This window comes from Sodalis sp. dw_96, from assembly GCF_018449575.1.
Lineage (GTDB): Bacteria > Pseudomonadota > Gammaproteobacteria > Enterobacterales > Enterobacteriaceae > Acerihabitans.
Genome location: NZ_JAAVUT010000001.1, coordinates 250,294 through 265,604, shown reverse-complemented (window position 1 = coordinate 265,604; position 15,311 = coordinate 250,294). Strand labels below are relative to the sequence as shown.

Annotated in this window: 14 protein-coding genes; 8 read left to right on the top strand and 6 right to left on the bottom strand. The window is 54.6% G+C overall.

Features of this window, described 5'->3' with window-relative positions; all coding sequences use genetic code 11:
- The first annotated feature begins 50 nt into the window (after positions 1–50).
- Together HB631_RS01170 and HB631_RS01165 are read left to right on the top strand one after the other, a co-directional pair.
- Positions 51–671: a TetR/AcrR family transcriptional regulator gene (locus tag HB631_RS01170; protein WP_213989323.1), complete on the top strand. Its 621-nt coding sequence runs from the start codon at positions 51–53 to the stop codon at positions 669–671.
- Positions 672–850: 179 nt separating this feature from the next.
- Positions 851–1,753, top strand: coding sequence for an alpha/beta hydrolase (locus HB631_RS01165; RefSeq protein WP_213989689.1), 903 nt, complete (start codon positions 851–853; stop codon positions 1,751–1,753).
- Positions 1,754–1,872: 119 nt separating this feature from the next.
- Here HB631_RS01165 and HB631_RS01160 read toward each other — a convergent pair whose 3' ends face one another.
- The 3 genes from HB631_RS01160 to HB631_RS01150 form a co-directional block, all read right to left on the bottom strand.
- Positions 1,873–2,391 (bottom strand): hypothetical protein, encoded by a 519-nt coding sequence (locus tag HB631_RS01160; RefSeq protein WP_213989322.1) that lies wholly within the window; start codon positions 2,389–2,391, stop codon positions 1,873–1,875.
- Between the two features lie 194 nt (positions 2,392–2,585).
- Entirely contained in the window at positions 2,586–4,142 is a 1,557-nt protein-coding gene (locus tag HB631_RS01155; RefSeq protein WP_213989321.1) for a hydantoinase/oxoprolinase family protein, read from the bottom strand.
- A 1-nt stretch (position 4,143) separates the two neighbouring features.
- Positions 4,144–5,238, bottom strand: a complete 1,095-nt coding sequence (locus HB631_RS01150; protein ID WP_213989320.1) for a DUF917 domain-containing protein — start codon at positions 5,236–5,238, stop codon at positions 4,144–4,146.
- Positions 5,239–5,806: 568 nt separating this feature from the next.
- Between HB631_RS01150 and HB631_RS01145 the strand changes: the two genes are divergently transcribed.
- Complete coding sequence (locus HB631_RS01145; protein ID WP_255556714.1) at positions 5,807–6,361, top strand: helix-turn-helix domain-containing protein; 555 nt, start codon at positions 5,807–5,809, stop codon at positions 6,359–6,361.
- Between the two features lie 154 nt (positions 6,362–6,515).
- Here the strand turns inward: HB631_RS01145 and HB631_RS01140 are convergent, their stop codons facing one another.
- Positions 6,516–7,040: a superoxide dismutase family protein gene (locus HB631_RS01140; protein WP_213989318.1), complete on the bottom strand. Its 525-nt coding sequence runs from the start codon at positions 7,038–7,040 to the stop codon at positions 6,516–6,518.
- 170 nt (positions 7,041–7,210) lie between these two features.
- On the opposite strand from HB631_RS01140, the gene HB631_RS01135 reads away from it, so the two are divergent.
- Complete coding sequence (locus HB631_RS01135) at positions 7,211–8,845, top strand: ABC transporter substrate-binding protein (RefSeq protein ID WP_213989317.1); 1,635 nt, start codon at positions 7,211–7,213, stop codon at positions 8,843–8,845.
- 12 nt (positions 8,846–8,857) lie between these two features.
- Here the strand turns inward: HB631_RS01135 and HB631_RS01130 are convergent, their stop codons facing one another.
- Positions 8,858–9,010: a DUF3309 family protein gene (locus HB631_RS01130; protein ID WP_213989688.1), complete on the bottom strand. Its 153-nt coding sequence runs from the start codon at positions 9,008–9,010 to the stop codon at positions 8,858–8,860.
- A gap of 266 nt (positions 9,011–9,276) precedes the next feature.
- Positions 9,277–11,430 carry a phosphate acetyltransferase gene (gene pta / locus HB631_RS01125; RefSeq protein ID WP_213989316.1) on the bottom strand — a complete coding sequence of 718 codons (2,154 nt, stop codon included), beginning with the start codon at positions 11,428–11,430 and terminating at the stop codon, positions 9,277–9,279.
- A gap of 245 nt (positions 11,431–11,675) precedes the next feature.
- On the opposite strand from pta, the gene HB631_RS01120 reads away from it, so the two are divergent.
- The 4 genes from HB631_RS01120 to HB631_RS01105 all read left to right on the top strand — a co-directional run bounded on the left by HB631_RS01120 (position 11,676) and on the right by HB631_RS01105 (position 15,265).
- The gene (locus HB631_RS01120; protein WP_213989315.1) at positions 11,676–11,984 is read left to right on the top strand and encodes a PTS sugar transporter subunit IIB; all 309 of its coding nucleotides are present in this window, start codon (positions 11,676–11,678) and stop codon (positions 11,982–11,984) included.
- A gap of 9 nt (positions 11,985–11,993) precedes the next feature.
- Entirely contained in the window at positions 11,994–13,307 is a 1,314-nt protein-coding gene (locus HB631_RS01115) for a PTS sugar transporter subunit IIC (protein WP_213989314.1), read from the top strand.
- Positions 13,308–13,327: 20 nt separating this feature from the next.
- Positions 13,328–13,672: a PTS lactose/cellobiose transporter subunit IIA gene (locus HB631_RS01110; protein ID WP_213989687.1), complete on the top strand. Its 345-nt coding sequence runs from the start codon at positions 13,328–13,330 to the stop codon at positions 13,670–13,672.
- A gap of 156 nt (positions 13,673–13,828) precedes the next feature.
- A complete protein-coding gene (locus HB631_RS01105) occupies positions 13,829–15,265 on the top strand; it encodes a glycoside hydrolase family 1 protein (RefSeq protein WP_213989313.1) in 1,437 nt (478 codons plus the stop codon).
- Positions 15,266–15,311 lie beyond the last annotated feature (46 nt).

Below are 15,311 nucleotides of genomic sequence, written 5' to 3'. Positions count from 1 at the left end.
CGCGACATAAATGACTTGACCAGGAAACGATCGTTTCCTATTATTACCCTATGCCAACATCCTCTTTATTACCAAGGCACCCGCACAGTCCGGGCCGACCGCGGGAATTCGACATTGACGCGGCCATTGCCGCGGTAGTGCCGCTGTTCCGCGAACGTGGTTACAGCTCAGCCTCCATTACCGATATCAGTGCGGCGATGCAACTGTCCGCCGGCAGCATTTATAAGGCTTTCGGCGACAAGCGCGGGATTTTTCTCCGCGCTTTCGAGCGCTATGTCAGTACGCGGCACGCGGAGCTGCAAATGCGCATGGAAGTCGAGGCGACGGGATTCGACAAGCTGAGAGCCATGCTTATCTTCTACGCCGAGACCTCACACGGCGCTGAAGGCCGGCGTGGTTGTCTTGTGGCGGCCAGCGCCATCGAGCTCGCCACCTTCGATTCTGAGATGGCGGACCTCGTGAAAAACGCCCTGCATCGCGTGGAGTCAACACTGCGCGGCCTGATCCAGCTCGGCCAGTCCGATGGCTCTATCCCCAAGGAAATCGATACGGATGCCAGCGCTTGCCTCTTGCTGAGCATACTTCAAGGTTTTCGAGTTATCGCCAAGGCGGGACGCACCCGGTCTGAGATGCTCGCCGCTGCCGAACAGGCAATGCGCGTGATACGTTAACTTTTTAATCAATTTGGAAATGATTATATCCAAATTATATAATCATAAAGGCCTTGGCATTGCAGCGAGTCAATTGCCGTTTGCCGGCTTTAGCGACAGGCTGCGCCAAATCACTTTCGACAGGAGAATCATTTATGACACAACCGCAACCCAAAAAAGCCGCTCCAGCAACGGTTCGAATGATTGACGCCGAACCGGCTTCCCGCCCGGACGCCGGACTGGACGGCTTCAAGCATCGATTCGCCACCGTCGACGGCGTGAGACTGCATTACGTATCGGGAGGGCGCGCCGATGGCGACACCATCGTCCTGCTCGCCGGCTTTCCAGAGAGCTGGTACGCATGGCGCAAGGTCATGCCGCTGCTCGCGGAGCGCTATCGGATAATAGCGCCGGATCTGCCCGGACAAGGTGATTCCGATCGTCCGCTGGGCGGCTACGACACGAAAAGCCTGGCTCTCCTGGTTCATGGCTTATTGCGTCAACTCGACGTCCGCCGATATTTCATGGCGGGCCACGACGTAGGCGCATGGGTGGCCTATCCGTACTCGGTTCTTTTTGGCGACGAGGTCAGACGTCTGGTACTGCTCGATGCGGGCATTCCGGGGATAACCTTGCCAGACGCTTTACCGACCGCGCCGCAACGTGCGTGGCGCACCTGGCACTTCGCGTTTCATGCGGTGCCTGATCTTCCGGAGACGCTGATTACGGGCAAAGAGCGCGAGTATCTCGACTGGTTTCTGCGCAGAAAAACCGCCAACCCGGAAACTTTTTCCGAGAGTGACATGGAAGAATATTTGCGCGTTTTCATGAAGGATGGCGGATTACGCGCCGGTCTCGCCTATTACCGCGCCGCAGACCTCTCCGCGCAACAAAATCGGGAGCTCAGCGCCCAGGGAAAACTGAAGATGCCGGTGCTGGGCCTCGGTGCGGACCAAGGTTCTATTACGGACATGGCTGCTGCGCTTAAGGACTTTGCCGATGACGTACGCGGCGGGACGATTGCCTCTTGCGGGCACTTTCTTCCGGAAGAGCAACCGGCTTCGGTCGCCCGTGAGCTGGTTGCTTTTTTCGGCGAGGAGTGACGCGCAGAGATGACAATGGGCGGAGCTTTATACATCATTACACGTCGTCATGTATCGCCGTTTATCAGCATTGATGATTGCACGCCAGGATCTAATGGAGTGTCATTTGGCGTGACTCTTTAATAGACCACGCTTTGCCCGGCCTCGGCCCGGGCCGCTGCGCGTTTGCCCCCTCCCCAATCTTGGCGCGGCCAGATAACACCCTGCGCCAGAATATTTTCAAAAGCGGCGTTATGGGCGATTCTATCGACATCCAGCAGCAAGTTCTTTCCGACATATAAATCTTCCGGCAAGGCGGTGATATTGGTACCCTGTATATTAAGATAATCACCAACAAAAAGATTTCGCGGTAATGTTTTGATAGGCGTATTTTCCAGATCCAAACCTCCTTCAATGCCAAAATTATCCGGTAATTCGCTTATTTGTGAGTTCTCCAGAAACACATTGCCGCCAACCTGTAAATCTTGGGGCAATGTTTTGACCGGGGTGTTTTTTAAGTCCAAATCTTCCAGCACCTGCAGCCCATTGGGTAAACTTTCCATCTGAGAATATCTCATGATAAGTGAATTAATGACGATCAGCTTAGGGGGTATATGCGTGATACCGCTGGAGGTTAAATTCAGGGAGCCGTAAATCACCGTACTGCCGTCACACTTACGGCTGAACTCGAGGTTGCTTTTGAAAAGGAATTGATAAAAGCAGGAACCAGAATTACACATGCTATTCCTCCCGCACAAATAACGCGCGTCATGTAAGGTTAAAGTCCCTCTATGTTAAGAAGCGAAGCCATCCGGGTCCAGAGTAGCATATACCCCCCATAGGCTTCGGCGTTTTAGAACTTCAGCGTGCCCACAGCTTTAGCGCGTATTCGAACGGCATTGCCGGGCATATAGGCCAGGGGCAAGGTATCAAGATCGATAATGGTGACGGTGCCCGGGATCGCCCCCGCCGTGATGGCCGCTGCACGCGCCTTGAGGGCGGCATCCGCCAGGCAGCTCTCACGATCCCGGTGCTCCAGGGAAACAATGGTATCGACGCTGCCGCTGACCTGGGCGATAGCGACCCCGGCGGCATTGGCCACATCGGCATTCACCGGACGGATAACCTTCGATGCGCCCCGCAAACGGGTGGGTAGCAAAGCGGCCCCGCCTCCCACCAGAATCACCGGCATCGGGTCGTCATGGGTTTTCAACCGGTCTATCACGTCCTCCACCATGCCCACGTAACGCCTATAGGCCCGTTCCACCAGTTCGGCGGGCAAATGCCGGATCCGCCGGCTATCACCCAGGTGAATCAGTCCTTTCGCCACCGCTATATCGGTGACGGTCAAGGAGTCGCCGCCGAAAACCATGGCGCATCGTGTTAACCGATATCCCACGCTTTCCGGGCCGATGCGGATGCTGTTATCGGCGTCTACCTGGACAATGGAGCCGCCCCCCATGCCGATGGAGATAATGTCCGGCATGCGAAAGTTGGTGCGCACCCCACCTATCTCAACGGCATGGCTGGATTCCCGGGGGAAACCCTTCGACAATATGCCGATATCGGTGGTGGTGCCGCCGACATCCACCACCACGGCATCACGCACGTCGGCCAGGTATGAAGCGCCGCGGATGCTGTTGGTGGGGCCGGAGGCAATGGTATGTATGGGGAAGGCTCGCGCCTGTTTAAGCGGCATCAGGGTGCCGTCGTTCTGGCCGAAATAAATATCCGCCTTGATGTCGTGCCGGCGCAGCGCCTGGTCGAACCCTTCGGTAATATCCCGGACGGTGGCATGGAGGGCGGCATTTAATATGCAGGCGTTTTCACGCTCCAGCAAACCGATGGATCCGATTTCACCGGACAGCGAAACGGCAATATGCGGTCCCAGCTCTTCCCGCGCCAGACAGGCCACCCGCCGCTCCTGAGCGTCGGATACCGGAGCGAACACGCCGCAAACTGAAATCGACTCCACCTGCCCTTTCACTTCCCGCAGGTGCCGGCGAATCAGCGCCTCGTCAAGTGGCGCCAGCAGATCGCCGTTATATTCATAACCGCCGCCTACGGTAAACAGCCGGTCTGACAACAGGTTGCGCAAACCGTCGGGAATATCGCTCAGCGGCGGGATGGCGAGCGTGGCCGGCGCCCCCAGCCGGAAATGGGCCAGCGGATTCAGGCCTTTGCGTTCCACAATGGCATTGGTGCAATGGGTGGTACCGAGCATGGCCTGCCTGATCGCGGACTTATCGATATTGACCTCGTCGAGCAGAGCGGCGATGGCATTGTCGATTCCCGACATAATATCCGGCGTGGTGGGCTGTTTGGTACGGGCGATAACCATCCTATCCTGGTCCAACAAGGCGGCATCGGTGTTGGTTCCGCCGACGTCGATACCGATTCGATATGTCATATTAATGTTTCCCGTTCACTGCGGCCAAGGCTTCAACCGCGATAAAATCAGTGTCATATTTGAAATAACGGGGCCCGGCCACTTCGATGCCGCGCGGCGAGCGCCATCTTTGGTTGGCCGGGACGCCCAATGCCACCACCCGCACACCGTACCGTAATCGTTCGCTAAGAATCGGCAGACCGGTATCCTCATCCAGCAGGATAATCAGATCGGGCGTCATGCACAGTGGACCGGTACCGCATTGCGCCAGCAAATATTCGTTCTGGAAATAGACCTCGAACTGCCGGCCCTTGTGGTCATCCACGCCGGCAAATCCGGCCACGCCCAGGGTAAAGCCCCCTTCACTGCGCTGATCCACGTTGACCGCCTTGCCGCGGAATAAAACGTATCCTCCCAGAGCTTTCGTCAGCATGGACACCATGCCGGATTTATCGCGGCGGGCCTGCTCAACCTGCCGACCGATGTCCTGCATAAAGCTTAGGGATCCCGTGATGCCCGATCCGCCCGCCTGCGCCGGTGAAACGGGATAAGCGGCAAAGATGGCCGCGCCGCCCATCGTCACCGAAACCGCCCGGGCAAACTTCTCCGCCATATGATTGTCGTCGGCTTCCACCATGCTGGAATGGCCTTTTTCGTTCACCACGATAAAAGGCGACGCCCCCACGCCCTCGAGATGAAAGGTCGTCATCTGGAACTCGGGAAAGGCCCGCCCCATGGCATCCAGGTCAGCTACCGGCAGTCCCAGGCGAGAAGCGGTTGCCAGCGGTAGCAGAGAGTTTATTCCACCGGCCTCGATGGGATAGATGGCGGCGATTTTCCTGCCCAGCCGCCGTTCCATAAGCCGACAGGCGGTGATGCATTCATCCCCGTTCGGCACTTTTTCCATCATGACCGTGGGCGACCCTATCATGCCGGTGGATAACAGCAAATCGTCCGGCTGTAGTTCCCCGACGGAAATCAACGCCAGAGGGCCATGCTCCTCAATGGCTTTCAGCGCCATGATTTTGCCGATGTAAGGGTCGCCGCCGCCGCCACTTGCCATAAGCGAGGCGCCGATACTGATATGTTCAATCGCTTGTTTATCCAATAGCCTCATAACAGGTCCCGACTGGTGGTAAGGTAATTATCAGGATGGCCGCCGGTGGATATTTCCGTGCGGCGCCCTGGATAAAATCAAACGGGGACCGACCGAAAAGAGGAATAATAAAAAAAGATATTATTCTTATTAACGATTTTCATCCTGACAAAGGAAGACAAATTAAAGCATAAAAATTTGTGGTGTCGCTAGTTTTTTGTTAAAAAAAAGGGGGCGCAATCCATAAAATACAATGGGAATAACATCATTAAATAAAATCAACATCATTCATTTAACTTTTAATTATTTTTACAATCTGCGATAGGTTGTTTACGCCGGTGTTTCCGCCGATTGACTAAGAGTAAAGTCAATTGATATTTCAGATAATAATGTATTGGATGATAGATAAATGGATCAAAATATCAGTCACGCTTTCGAGGCGTTCCAAAAGTACTCCATCGATATATCGCGGCAGCTTCTTCTTTTATGGGAGACGTCAAGGGAGCCTTGGGGCGTAAAAAATATCGACTCGCGGTATGTTTATGCAAATAAAGCTTATTATGAACTTCTTAATATTAACCCCTCCTCTATGAAAATTGAGGGGTATTACGACGATGAACTGCCCTGCTCCATTGCAAAGTTCGCCTGGTTTTTCAAGGAACATGACCGTAATACCGTAGCGACCAAAGATCGATTGTGTTCGCTGGAAATTCATTGTTATGGGCCAGAGCAAATATTGAAACCCTACTATTTTGATAAATTCCCTTTGTTTGACAATACCACCGCCCAATGTGTCGGGACCATATTCCATGCCAGGAAATTTGAAAATTTCTCCCTGCTGAAGCATATCAACGGTGAACAGCCGGGCTTTTTCCGCTTTTATCCGCCGGAGAATCTGTTTTCAGAAGGGGAGCTGGACGTGATTTTTTTTGCCCTGCAATCCATGTCCAGTAAAAACATCGCCAAAAGACTCAACCGTTCGCACCGGACCATAGAGAATAAATTACAGCAGATTTATCAAAAAGCCGATGTGCATAACCTGAGTCAACTCCAGGCATTTTGCAAAGAGAAAGGGTTTGACCGCTTTATTCCGCAAAAATTTTTCAGCCCCGGCAGTCGAATGCTTAACACCGACGGTGGTTAACCTCCTGACCGATGATTAGAGCGATATTATTCGCCGTGAAAGAATTCGACTTAACCATCGCGACCCGAAATGTCACCGACCAAGATAGCGGAAAGGGAGCAGGCGGGACAGGATGCCGGCAGGCTAATCGGCCAGGCATCCCATGGTTGCCGGTTTATTGGATGACCGCACAGGCGATACGTTCACCGGCGCCGCCGATGGGCTGGCTTTCATAGTCATCGGGCTTGCCGTGAATAATCAAAGAAGAGCCATCCTGATCGAGCAAAGCGGGGCGTCCGTTGCCGGGATTCACCGCCACCAGCGTGGAATAGAGCTCTACCGTCAGCTTGCCGTCTCCACCGACAAAAACATTGGGCAAATCGCCCGCGTCGTTGGCTTTACTGTTCAGGATGCCGTGCACCACGGGAGTAACGGCATGCACATGGGACCCGGCATCCATAAATTTATCCTTGGCGCCGCAAGATCCCTTCTCGTGGAAATGCACACCGTGCCAGCCGGGAGAAATACCCGCCGCCTCGATACGCAATATGACCCCTTTCGGCGCCTCGGTAACGGTGATTTTACCCAAGGTTTGCCCCTCTATTCCCAATAGGGTGCCAGTATGCACCACCGGGTTAGGCTGCGCCCATAACGGTCCGGCGAACAAAATCGTTACTAGAAATATGATTATACGCCGCATAGATTTCCTCCTGTAGCGTCGAACAACTGATGATATTTTACGCAAGCGCCGACGGCGCATGAATCAATCATAGCCGACGGAAGAGGTTTACACCTGGTTGATAAGGCGCTGGGTAGACTGGGTAATAACATCAGTGATCTATGTCTTATTTCAGCGAGGAAAGCGCGCTTATGACGGAATTTTCTATATTCTCCGGCGGACAATATGTCTTGTCCCTCTGTGTCGGCCTGGCGCTGCTGCCCGCCCCCGCCGTTGCCGCCATTGTGCCGCCGGGGATCGACCTGGCCGCCAAACAGGAAATCGTGCGGCAAAACACCGCCGAACCGGCTTCCCTCGACCCGCATAAAGTGGAGAGCGAGGTGGAGTTCGCGATTATCAATGATTTTTTCGAACGACTGGTGGCGGTCAGCGACGGCGGCACCGTTGAGCCCCGCCTGGCGGCCCGTTGGGAACAAAAACAGCCTACCCTGTGGATTTTCCATTTGCGCCCCAATCTCATCTGGTCCAATGGCGATCCTCTCACCGCCCGGGATGTGGTATTGACCTGGCGGCGATTGGTTTCCCCCGATACCGCCTCCCCCTCCGCAAGCTATCTCGCCAATATGCAGGTGCTGAACGCGGCGGCCATCGTCCAAGGGAAAAAACCGCCCGAGTCGCTGGGGGTCAAGGCACTGGATGACCATACGCTGGAGATCCAACTGGCGCAGCCGCTGTCGTATTTTCTGGACATGCTGGCCCATCAGGTCTTGGTGCCGTTGAATAGCGGACTTATCAATCAGTGGGGCGATAAATGGACCCAGCCGGGGAAATTTGTCGGCAGCGGTCCATTTACCCTGCAGGAATGGGTGGTGAATGAAAAAGTTGTCGGGGTTCGCAACGACCGCTATTGGGATAACCAACATACGGTAATCGACAAAGTCACCTTCTTGCCGATTGTGTCGGAAACCGCCGCGCTGAATCGCTATAAAAGCGGCGAAATCGATATTGTTAAAAATATACCTGAAACTCAATTTGCCGCGTTAAAAAAACAGCTTGGCAATGAAGTGCGTGTCACCCCGTTATTCGGTACCTATTTTTACGATATCAATACCCGTAAACCGCCTTTTGACGATGCGCGGGTTCGACTGGCCCTGAATCTCGGACTGGACAGGGAAATTATTGCCGACAATATCATGGCGCAAGGACAAACCCCGGCCTATTCCCTCTGCGCGACGGGTATCGGCGGATTTGAATTGGCAGCACCGGCCTATGCCCATTGGCCACGCCCGCGGCGCATCGCCGAAGGCAAAAAATTATTGGCACAGGCCGGTTTCGACGCGGCGCGACCGCTTAAATTCACCTTGTTGTACAATACGTCCGAGACCCATCGCCGTCTCGCCATCGCGGCAAGCTCCATGTGGAAGAAAAATCTTGGCGTCGAGGCGACGCTTAAGCATCAGGAGTGGAAAACCTTGTTGAACACCGCGCGCAGCGATAATTTTGAGGTGACGCGTTCAGGGTGGTATGCCGATTATAGCAATCCCGCCACATTTCTTAATAATTACCGATCCCAGGACAGCGGCAATTTCGCCAAATACAGCAGCGCGGATTACGATCGGGCATTAGCGAAGGCGGCCGTCGCTCAGAATACTTCAGAAGCAATGGCATTCTATCAGCAGGCGGAGGATATTCTGGCAAAAGACGCACCCGGCATCCCCATTTTTTATCATGTGGCTGCCAGGTTGGTTAAACCCTATATCGGGGGTTATAATGAAACCCGACTGGGTCATATTTCCACTAAAGATCTTTATGTACTAAACCATTAAGATTGTATGAGGTCAGATTCTTCCCATCAAAACCAGAACAATCAGGATAATCACAATAATGCCGAGAGTACCGCTGGGATAATAACCCCAGCTGCGGCTATGCGGCCAACTGGGTAACGCCCCGATGAGGAGCAAAATTAAAACGATAAGTACAATTGTTCCGATGCCCATAGGTGAAGCTCCTGTAAATTTATTAAACTGTTCCCGAGATATCTTTCTAAATAACGTTCAAGTCGATATACCGGAATGAGCACTTATTCAGGCTGACCCTAAGAGTATAGTCAGGAAATAATATTGCACAGGATATTTTTATCCCCGGACCATTTCATTAAATGGAGGCAATGGCATAGTAATGCATTGATTATTATTGTTCTTTATTTGACCTGAAGATGCCGGGAGTTCAGGTCCCGGCATAATGACAAAAAAAGCAATTACTTTTCCGTCGCCAACGACTCAACGGCCTGAATAGCGGTCAGAGCAATAGTGTAAATGATGTCGTCCACCAGGGCGCCGCGGGACAGGTCATTCACCGGTTTGCGCAGTCCTTGCAGCATCGGCCCGATGGAAACCAGATCGGCTGAACGCTGTACCGCCTTATACGTGGTATTGCCGGTATTCAGATCCGGGAAAATAAAGACCGTGGCCCGACCCGCCACCGGTGAGTCAGGTGCTTTGGTCCGCGCCACGTCGGCCATAATGGCGGCATCATATTGCAACGGGCCGTCAATCACCAGATCCGGGCGTTTACGCCGCACCCGCTCGGTGGCTTCACGCACTTTATCCACATCGCTGCCGGTGCCTGACGTGCCGGTGGAGTATGACATCATCGCCACCCGCGGCTCGATGCCGAAGGCGGCGGCCGAGTCGGCGGACTGAATGGCGATTTCGGACAGCTGTTCGGCGTCGGGGTCGGGATTGATGGCGCAGTCGCCGTAAACCAGCACCTGCTCCGGCAACAACATGAAAAATATCGACGAAACCAGCGAACTGCCCGGGGCCGGTTTAATCAGCTGCAACGCCGGGCGCAGGGTATTGGCGGTGGTATGTACCGCGCCGGACACCAATCCGTCCACCTCGCCCCCCTCCAGCATCATTGTGCCGAGCATGACGTTGTCTTCCAATTGCTCTCGCGCCACCACTTCGGTCATGCCTTTATTTTTACGCAGTTCCACCAGCCGCGCCAGGTAGCGTTCACGCAGCACAACCGGATCCTGTAATTCCAGATTATCCCCCAGAACAACGCCTTGGGCGGCGGCCACCCGACGGATATCGTCGGGATTGCCCAGCAGAACGCAATGGGCAATGCCCCGTTCGGCGCAGATGGCGGCGGCCTTGATGGTACGCGGCTCATCCCCCTCCGGTAGCACGATACGCTTGCCGGCCCGCCGCGCCCGCTCGGTCAGGGCATAACGGAACGCCGGCGGCGAAAGGCGCCGGGAACGCTCCGAGGCGGCGCTGAGGGAATCAATCCACCCGCTGTCGATATATCCGGCCAGATAATCCTCCACTTTTTCCACCCGCAGACGATCGTCCGCCGGCACTTCGAGATTGAAGCTTTGCAGATTGAGGGACGTCTGCCAGGTATTGGTGTTCACCATCATAACCGGCAAACCGGTTTGGAACGCGCGTTCGCACAGCGTGGCGATGGCCGGAGGGATGGGAAAACCGCCGGTGAGCAGGACGGCGCCAATGGCGACCCCGTTCATGGCGGCCAGACAGGCCGCCACCAGCACTTCGGGGCGATCCGCACAGGTGACCAACAGCGCGCCGGCGCGAAAATGCTGGGCCATATTGGCCAAACCGCGGGCGCAGAAGGTCACGGACTGCACCCGGCGCGTCTGTAAGTCTCCGGCATTCACGATTTCGGCATGGAGATGCCCGGCCATATCCACGGCGCGGGTGGCTATCAGCTCAAAATTCCACGGGATACAGCCCAACACCTTCAATGGGCTATGGGCAAACAACGGGCGGGTATCGGCGGCGACGTCATCCCGCTGGTTGGCGGCATCGTACAATTCCGACAGGTCGGGACGGGTACGGCCCTGATCATCCACCGGGGCATGCCATTTATTGATGATCACCCCGGCGATATTTTTATTTTGACAGCCGCCGAAACCGGCGCAGGCCAATTCCAGCCGCGCCTTCAGCTGCGCCGGGGAATCGGCGCCGAGGGTGGTGACAAACACCATCTCCGCATTCAGCGCCCGGGCAATGTCGTAATTCAGCCCATTGGCGAATTGATGGCGACGGGTCAGCATCAATCCTTCAATCAGCACCACCTCCGCATCCCGCCGGTTTTCGTGATAGCGGGCGACAATTTCCTCCATCAAGACATCGCGGCGATTGCTGCTTAACAAGGTTTCCACATAGTCCATCGACAGCGGTTGCGCGGCGGGAATACCGGAATTGGCCCGAATGATGGCCGTGGTTTGATCCGGCATACTGGCGCCGTCGCGCCGCTGGGCGATAGGTTTATATACGCTCAGGCGCACGCCCTTTCGCTCTATGGCCCGGATCACGCCGAGGCTGACGCTGGTCAGTCCCACATGAGTGCCGGTGGGGATTAACATAATGGTTCGAGACACGGTTGACCTCTCGGCAAAGATTCAGATGTATGTATGACTTGACCATATCTTGAACGCCTTATGCCCTGAATTCTTCAACCCAGCTTACAGACTTGATTTCTCTGGATCAGAAATCCGCCAAAAACCTGACTTAGAACAGGAATTGACCGTCATCACAAAACTGCAACCGGTTTCTGAAACCGGTTGCAGAAATTCCTGCCCTCGGGTCATACTGCTGCCAGACCACCCATCACAAGGTTCGTGTTATGAAAAGAATTCTCTTATGTTGCGCCGCCGGCATGTCCACCAGCATGGTGGTGAGAAAAATGCAAAAAGCCGCTGAATCAAAAGGAATCGAGGTGGAAATCAACGCGGTGGGACTGGAAGAGTTCGCCGCGGAGTTTCCCCATTACGATTGTTATCTGTTGGGACCGCAAATTAAATATAAACTCAAAGATTTTAAAATAATCGCCGATGAACAGCATAAGCCCATAGCCGTCATTAACAGCATGGACTATGGCATGATGAACGGCGAAAAAATATTAAACGATACTCTGGCGCTGCTTAATGCCTAGGAGATAACCATGTCTGGAATAAGCGAAAAGGTATTCGGCGTTATTGAAAATACCATTAGTCCAATAGCGGGGAGATTATCCAGTCAACGGCATGTCATGGCTATTCGGGATGGGTTTATTTCCGCAATGCCATTTTTGATTGTCGGTTCCTTTATGCTGGTGTTTGCTCACCCCCCCTTCTCTACCACCAGCAGTTGGTCTTTTGCCCAATGGTGGCTGCGGATGGCGCAGCAATATGAAAACGTTATCCTGATGCCTTATAACATGACCATGGGTATTATGTCGGTGTTTATCGCCGCCGCGATTTCTTATAATTTAGCCACCAGCTATAAGATGAACGGTTTCATGGCCGCCCTGCTGTCGTTAATGTCCTTCCTGGTGGTGGCGGCGCCGCAGACCAATGATAAGATGTTGCCGGTGTCCTCCCTGGGGGGCACAGGTATATTTACTGCCATATTAGTGGGGATTTATACCACCGAGCTGATTCATTTTCTGGAAGTGCGGCACATCGGCATCCATTTGCCCGAACAGGTGCCCCCGAAAATAAAACAGTCATTTGATTTATTGATTCCGGTGCTGGCAATATTTTTTACCCTCTACCCGTTAAGCCTGTTTATCCAATGGCAATTTAATTTGCTGCTGCCCCAAGCGATTATGGCGCTGTTCCAGCCGATTGTCTCCGCAGCCGATACGCTGCCGGCCATTTTACTCTCAGTGTTAATCTGCCATCTGCTGTGGTTTGCCGGCATTCATGGCGCGGTGATCGTCGGCGGCGTTTTGCAGGCTTTCTGGCTGACCAATCTGGGTGTCAATCAGCAGGAACTCACCGCCGGCCTGCCGCTGACCCATATTTTTATCGAACCGTTCTGGCTGTTTTTCATCGTGATTGGCGGCTCGGGGTCCACCATGGGACTGGTGGGGCTCTATTTACGCAGCCGTTCCGCCCATTTGCGCTCCATCGGCAAGCTCAGCATGGTGCCCTGCATTTTCAACATTAACGAGCCGGTGATTTTCGGCTCGCCGGTGGTGATGAATCCCACCCTGTTCATCCCGTTTATTACCGCGCCGCTGGTTAACGGCACCCTGGCCTATATCGCCACCCGTACCGACATGGTGGGCCGGGTGATTTCGGTGGTGCCCTGGACAACCCCGGCCCCCATCGGCGCCGCCTGGTCCACCGGCTGGGATATCCGCGCCGCCTTTCTGGTGGTGGTGCTGGTGGCCGTCTCCACGCTGATTTATTACCCCTTCTTTAAAATCTACGAGCGGCAGTTGCTGGCGCAGGAAGAGCCGCTGCCACAGACCCAGGCCCAGGAGGCATAGCCATGAGCGAGGTAACGGCAATGGATATGGAAAGCACGGTGATGGAGTTGATTATCCATGCCGGCGAAGCGCGTTCCGAATCGATGGAGGCCCTGCGCGCCGCCCGCAACCGGGAGTGGTTAAAGGCTGATGCGTTATTGGCCGCCGCTTCCGAGGCCGCCCGCCGGGCCCACCGTATCCAGACCCTGTTGATTGGCGCCGACCAGGGCATGGGCAAAATCCCGGTGAACCTGATCATGGTCCACGCCCAGGATCACCTGATGAACGCCATGCTTTGCCGGGAATTGATTGAAGAAATTATCGCCCTGTATCGCGAAATTGACGCCATTAGGCACCCGTGCGGGGCCAATGGGCAAAATCCGTGATCTGAAGGCGCCGACGCGGGACAAATCCGCCTGGAGCGGATTTGAACGCTGCTTGCAGCGGCCAGAGGGACGAAGCCCGGTGAGTGGCTGAGTATTGCCAACGCACCTGCAATGTGAAGTATGACGGGCATACCGGAAACACAGAGGGGTAGTATTATGCATTACCAAACATTGGCGCCGTTTCCACAGGGATTCCTGTGGGGCGCATCCACCTCGGCGTACCAGGTGGAAGGCGCCTGGGATCAAGATGGCAAAGGCCCGTCGGTCATCGACCGGGCCACGTTTCCACCGGAACTCAGCGACTTTACCGTTACCAGCGATCATTATCATCATTTTGCCGGCGATATCGCCCTGTTTGCTGAACTGGGACTTAAAACCTACCGGTTTTCCATTGCCTGGAGCCGCTTGTTCCCCACCGGCGACGGCGAATTGAATTTCAAAGGCGTGGCATTTTACCGGCGCTTGATTGACGAAATCCGCCGTCACGGCATTGAGCCGCTGGTGACGCTGTACCATTTCGATTTACCCTGGGCATTGCAACAGCAAGGGGGCTGGTCGAACCCCCATACTGTCGACGCCTTCGAGCGTTTCGCCCGTACCGCCTTTGAACTCTACGGCAACCAGGTTAACTATTGGCTGACCATAAACGAACAGAATATGATGATCCTGAAGGGGGATGTCATCGGCACGCTGCCGCCGGGCACCGCCAATCCGCAAAAAACCCTTTATCAGCAAAACCACCATATGATGCTGGCTCAGGCCAGGGCAATGATTGCCTGCCACGAGATGCTGCCCCAGGCCAAAATCGGCCCTGCGCCGAATATTTCCTGTGTCTACCCCGCCAGCTCCAGGCCGGACGATGTGATTGCCGCCAATAATTTCTCCTCAATTCGCAACTGGCTTTATTTGGATTTGGCCTGTTTCGGCCGTTATAACGCGGTGGCCTGGAGCTTTATGCGGGAAAAGAATTATCTGCCCGAGATAACCGACGCGGAGATGACGCTATTGCAACGTGGCCGTCCCGATTTCATCGCGTTCAACTATTATGCCTCCACCACGGTGGCCGCCGATCGTGCCGGTGGCGCCCGGGGCGGGAACCCTCGCGACGTAGAGGACCAGCAGCTTCCCGGTATCGATAAATCGGTGTATATAGGCGCTGATAATGCCTTTCTGGAGCACAATGAATTCGGCTGGTATATCGACCCGGTCGGATTCCGGGTCACCTGTCGGGAAATTTACGAGCGTTACCGGTTGCCGCTAATCATCACTGAAAACGGCCTCGGCGCATATGACCGGCTGACGACGGATAACAAAGTCCATGACGATTACCGTATCGATTATCTCAGCGCCCATATCCGGCAACTGCGGCTGGCTATCACCGACGGCGTCCAACTTTTCGGCTACTGTCCCTGGTCGGCCATTGATCTGGTGAGCACGCATCAGGGCATCAGCAAACGCTACGGCTTTATTTATGTCAATCGTGATGAGCACGACCTGAAGGACCTGGCCCGCTATCCGAAAAAGAGTTTTTACTGGTACCGGCGAGTCATCAATACCAATGGGGAGCGTCTGGATACGGACATTGACTATTAATCATGTGCAAGGGCTCATGAATGAGCCGGGTAACAAGCCAACGCAC

Coding starts and splice junctions, on each gene's coding strand:
- HB631_RS01155 (WP_213989321.1), bottom strand. CDS start 4,142: ATGACATATCGAATCGGTATCGACGTCGGCGGAACCAACACCGATGCC.
- HB631_RS01135 (WP_213989317.1), top strand. CDS start 7,211: ATGACGGAATTTTCTATATTCTCCGGCGGACAATATGTCTTGTCCCTC.
- HB631_RS01145 (WP_255556714.1), top strand. CDS start 5,807: ATGAAAATTGAGGGGTATTACGACGATGAACTGCCCTGCTCCATTGCA.
- HB631_RS01170 (WP_213989323.1), top strand. CDS start 51: ATGCCAACATCCTCTTTATTACCAAGGCACCCGCACAGTCCGGGCCGA.
- HB631_RS01110 (WP_213989687.1), top strand. CDS start 13,328: ATGGATATGGAAAGCACGGTGATGGAGTTGATTATCCATGCCGGCGAA.
- HB631_RS01120 (WP_213989315.1), top strand. CDS start 11,676: ATGAAAAGAATTCTCTTATGTTGCGCCGCCGGCATGTCCACCAGCATG.
- HB631_RS01115 (WP_213989314.1), top strand. CDS start 11,994: ATGTCTGGAATAAGCGAAAAGGTATTCGGCGTTATTGAAAATACCATT.
- HB631_RS01105 (WP_213989313.1), top strand. CDS start 13,829: ATGCATTACCAAACATTGGCGCCGTTTCCACAGGGATTCCTGTGGGGC.
- HB631_RS01165 (WP_213989689.1), top strand. CDS start 851: ATGATTGACGCCGAACCGGCTTCCCGCCCGGACGCCGGACTGGACGGC.
- HB631_RS01140 (WP_213989318.1), bottom strand. CDS start 7,040: ATGCGGCGTATAATCATATTTCTAGTAACGATTTTGTTCGCCGGACCG.
- HB631_RS01150 (WP_213989320.1), bottom strand. CDS start 5,238: ATGAGGCTATTGGATAAACAAGCGATTGAACATATCAGTATCGGCGCC.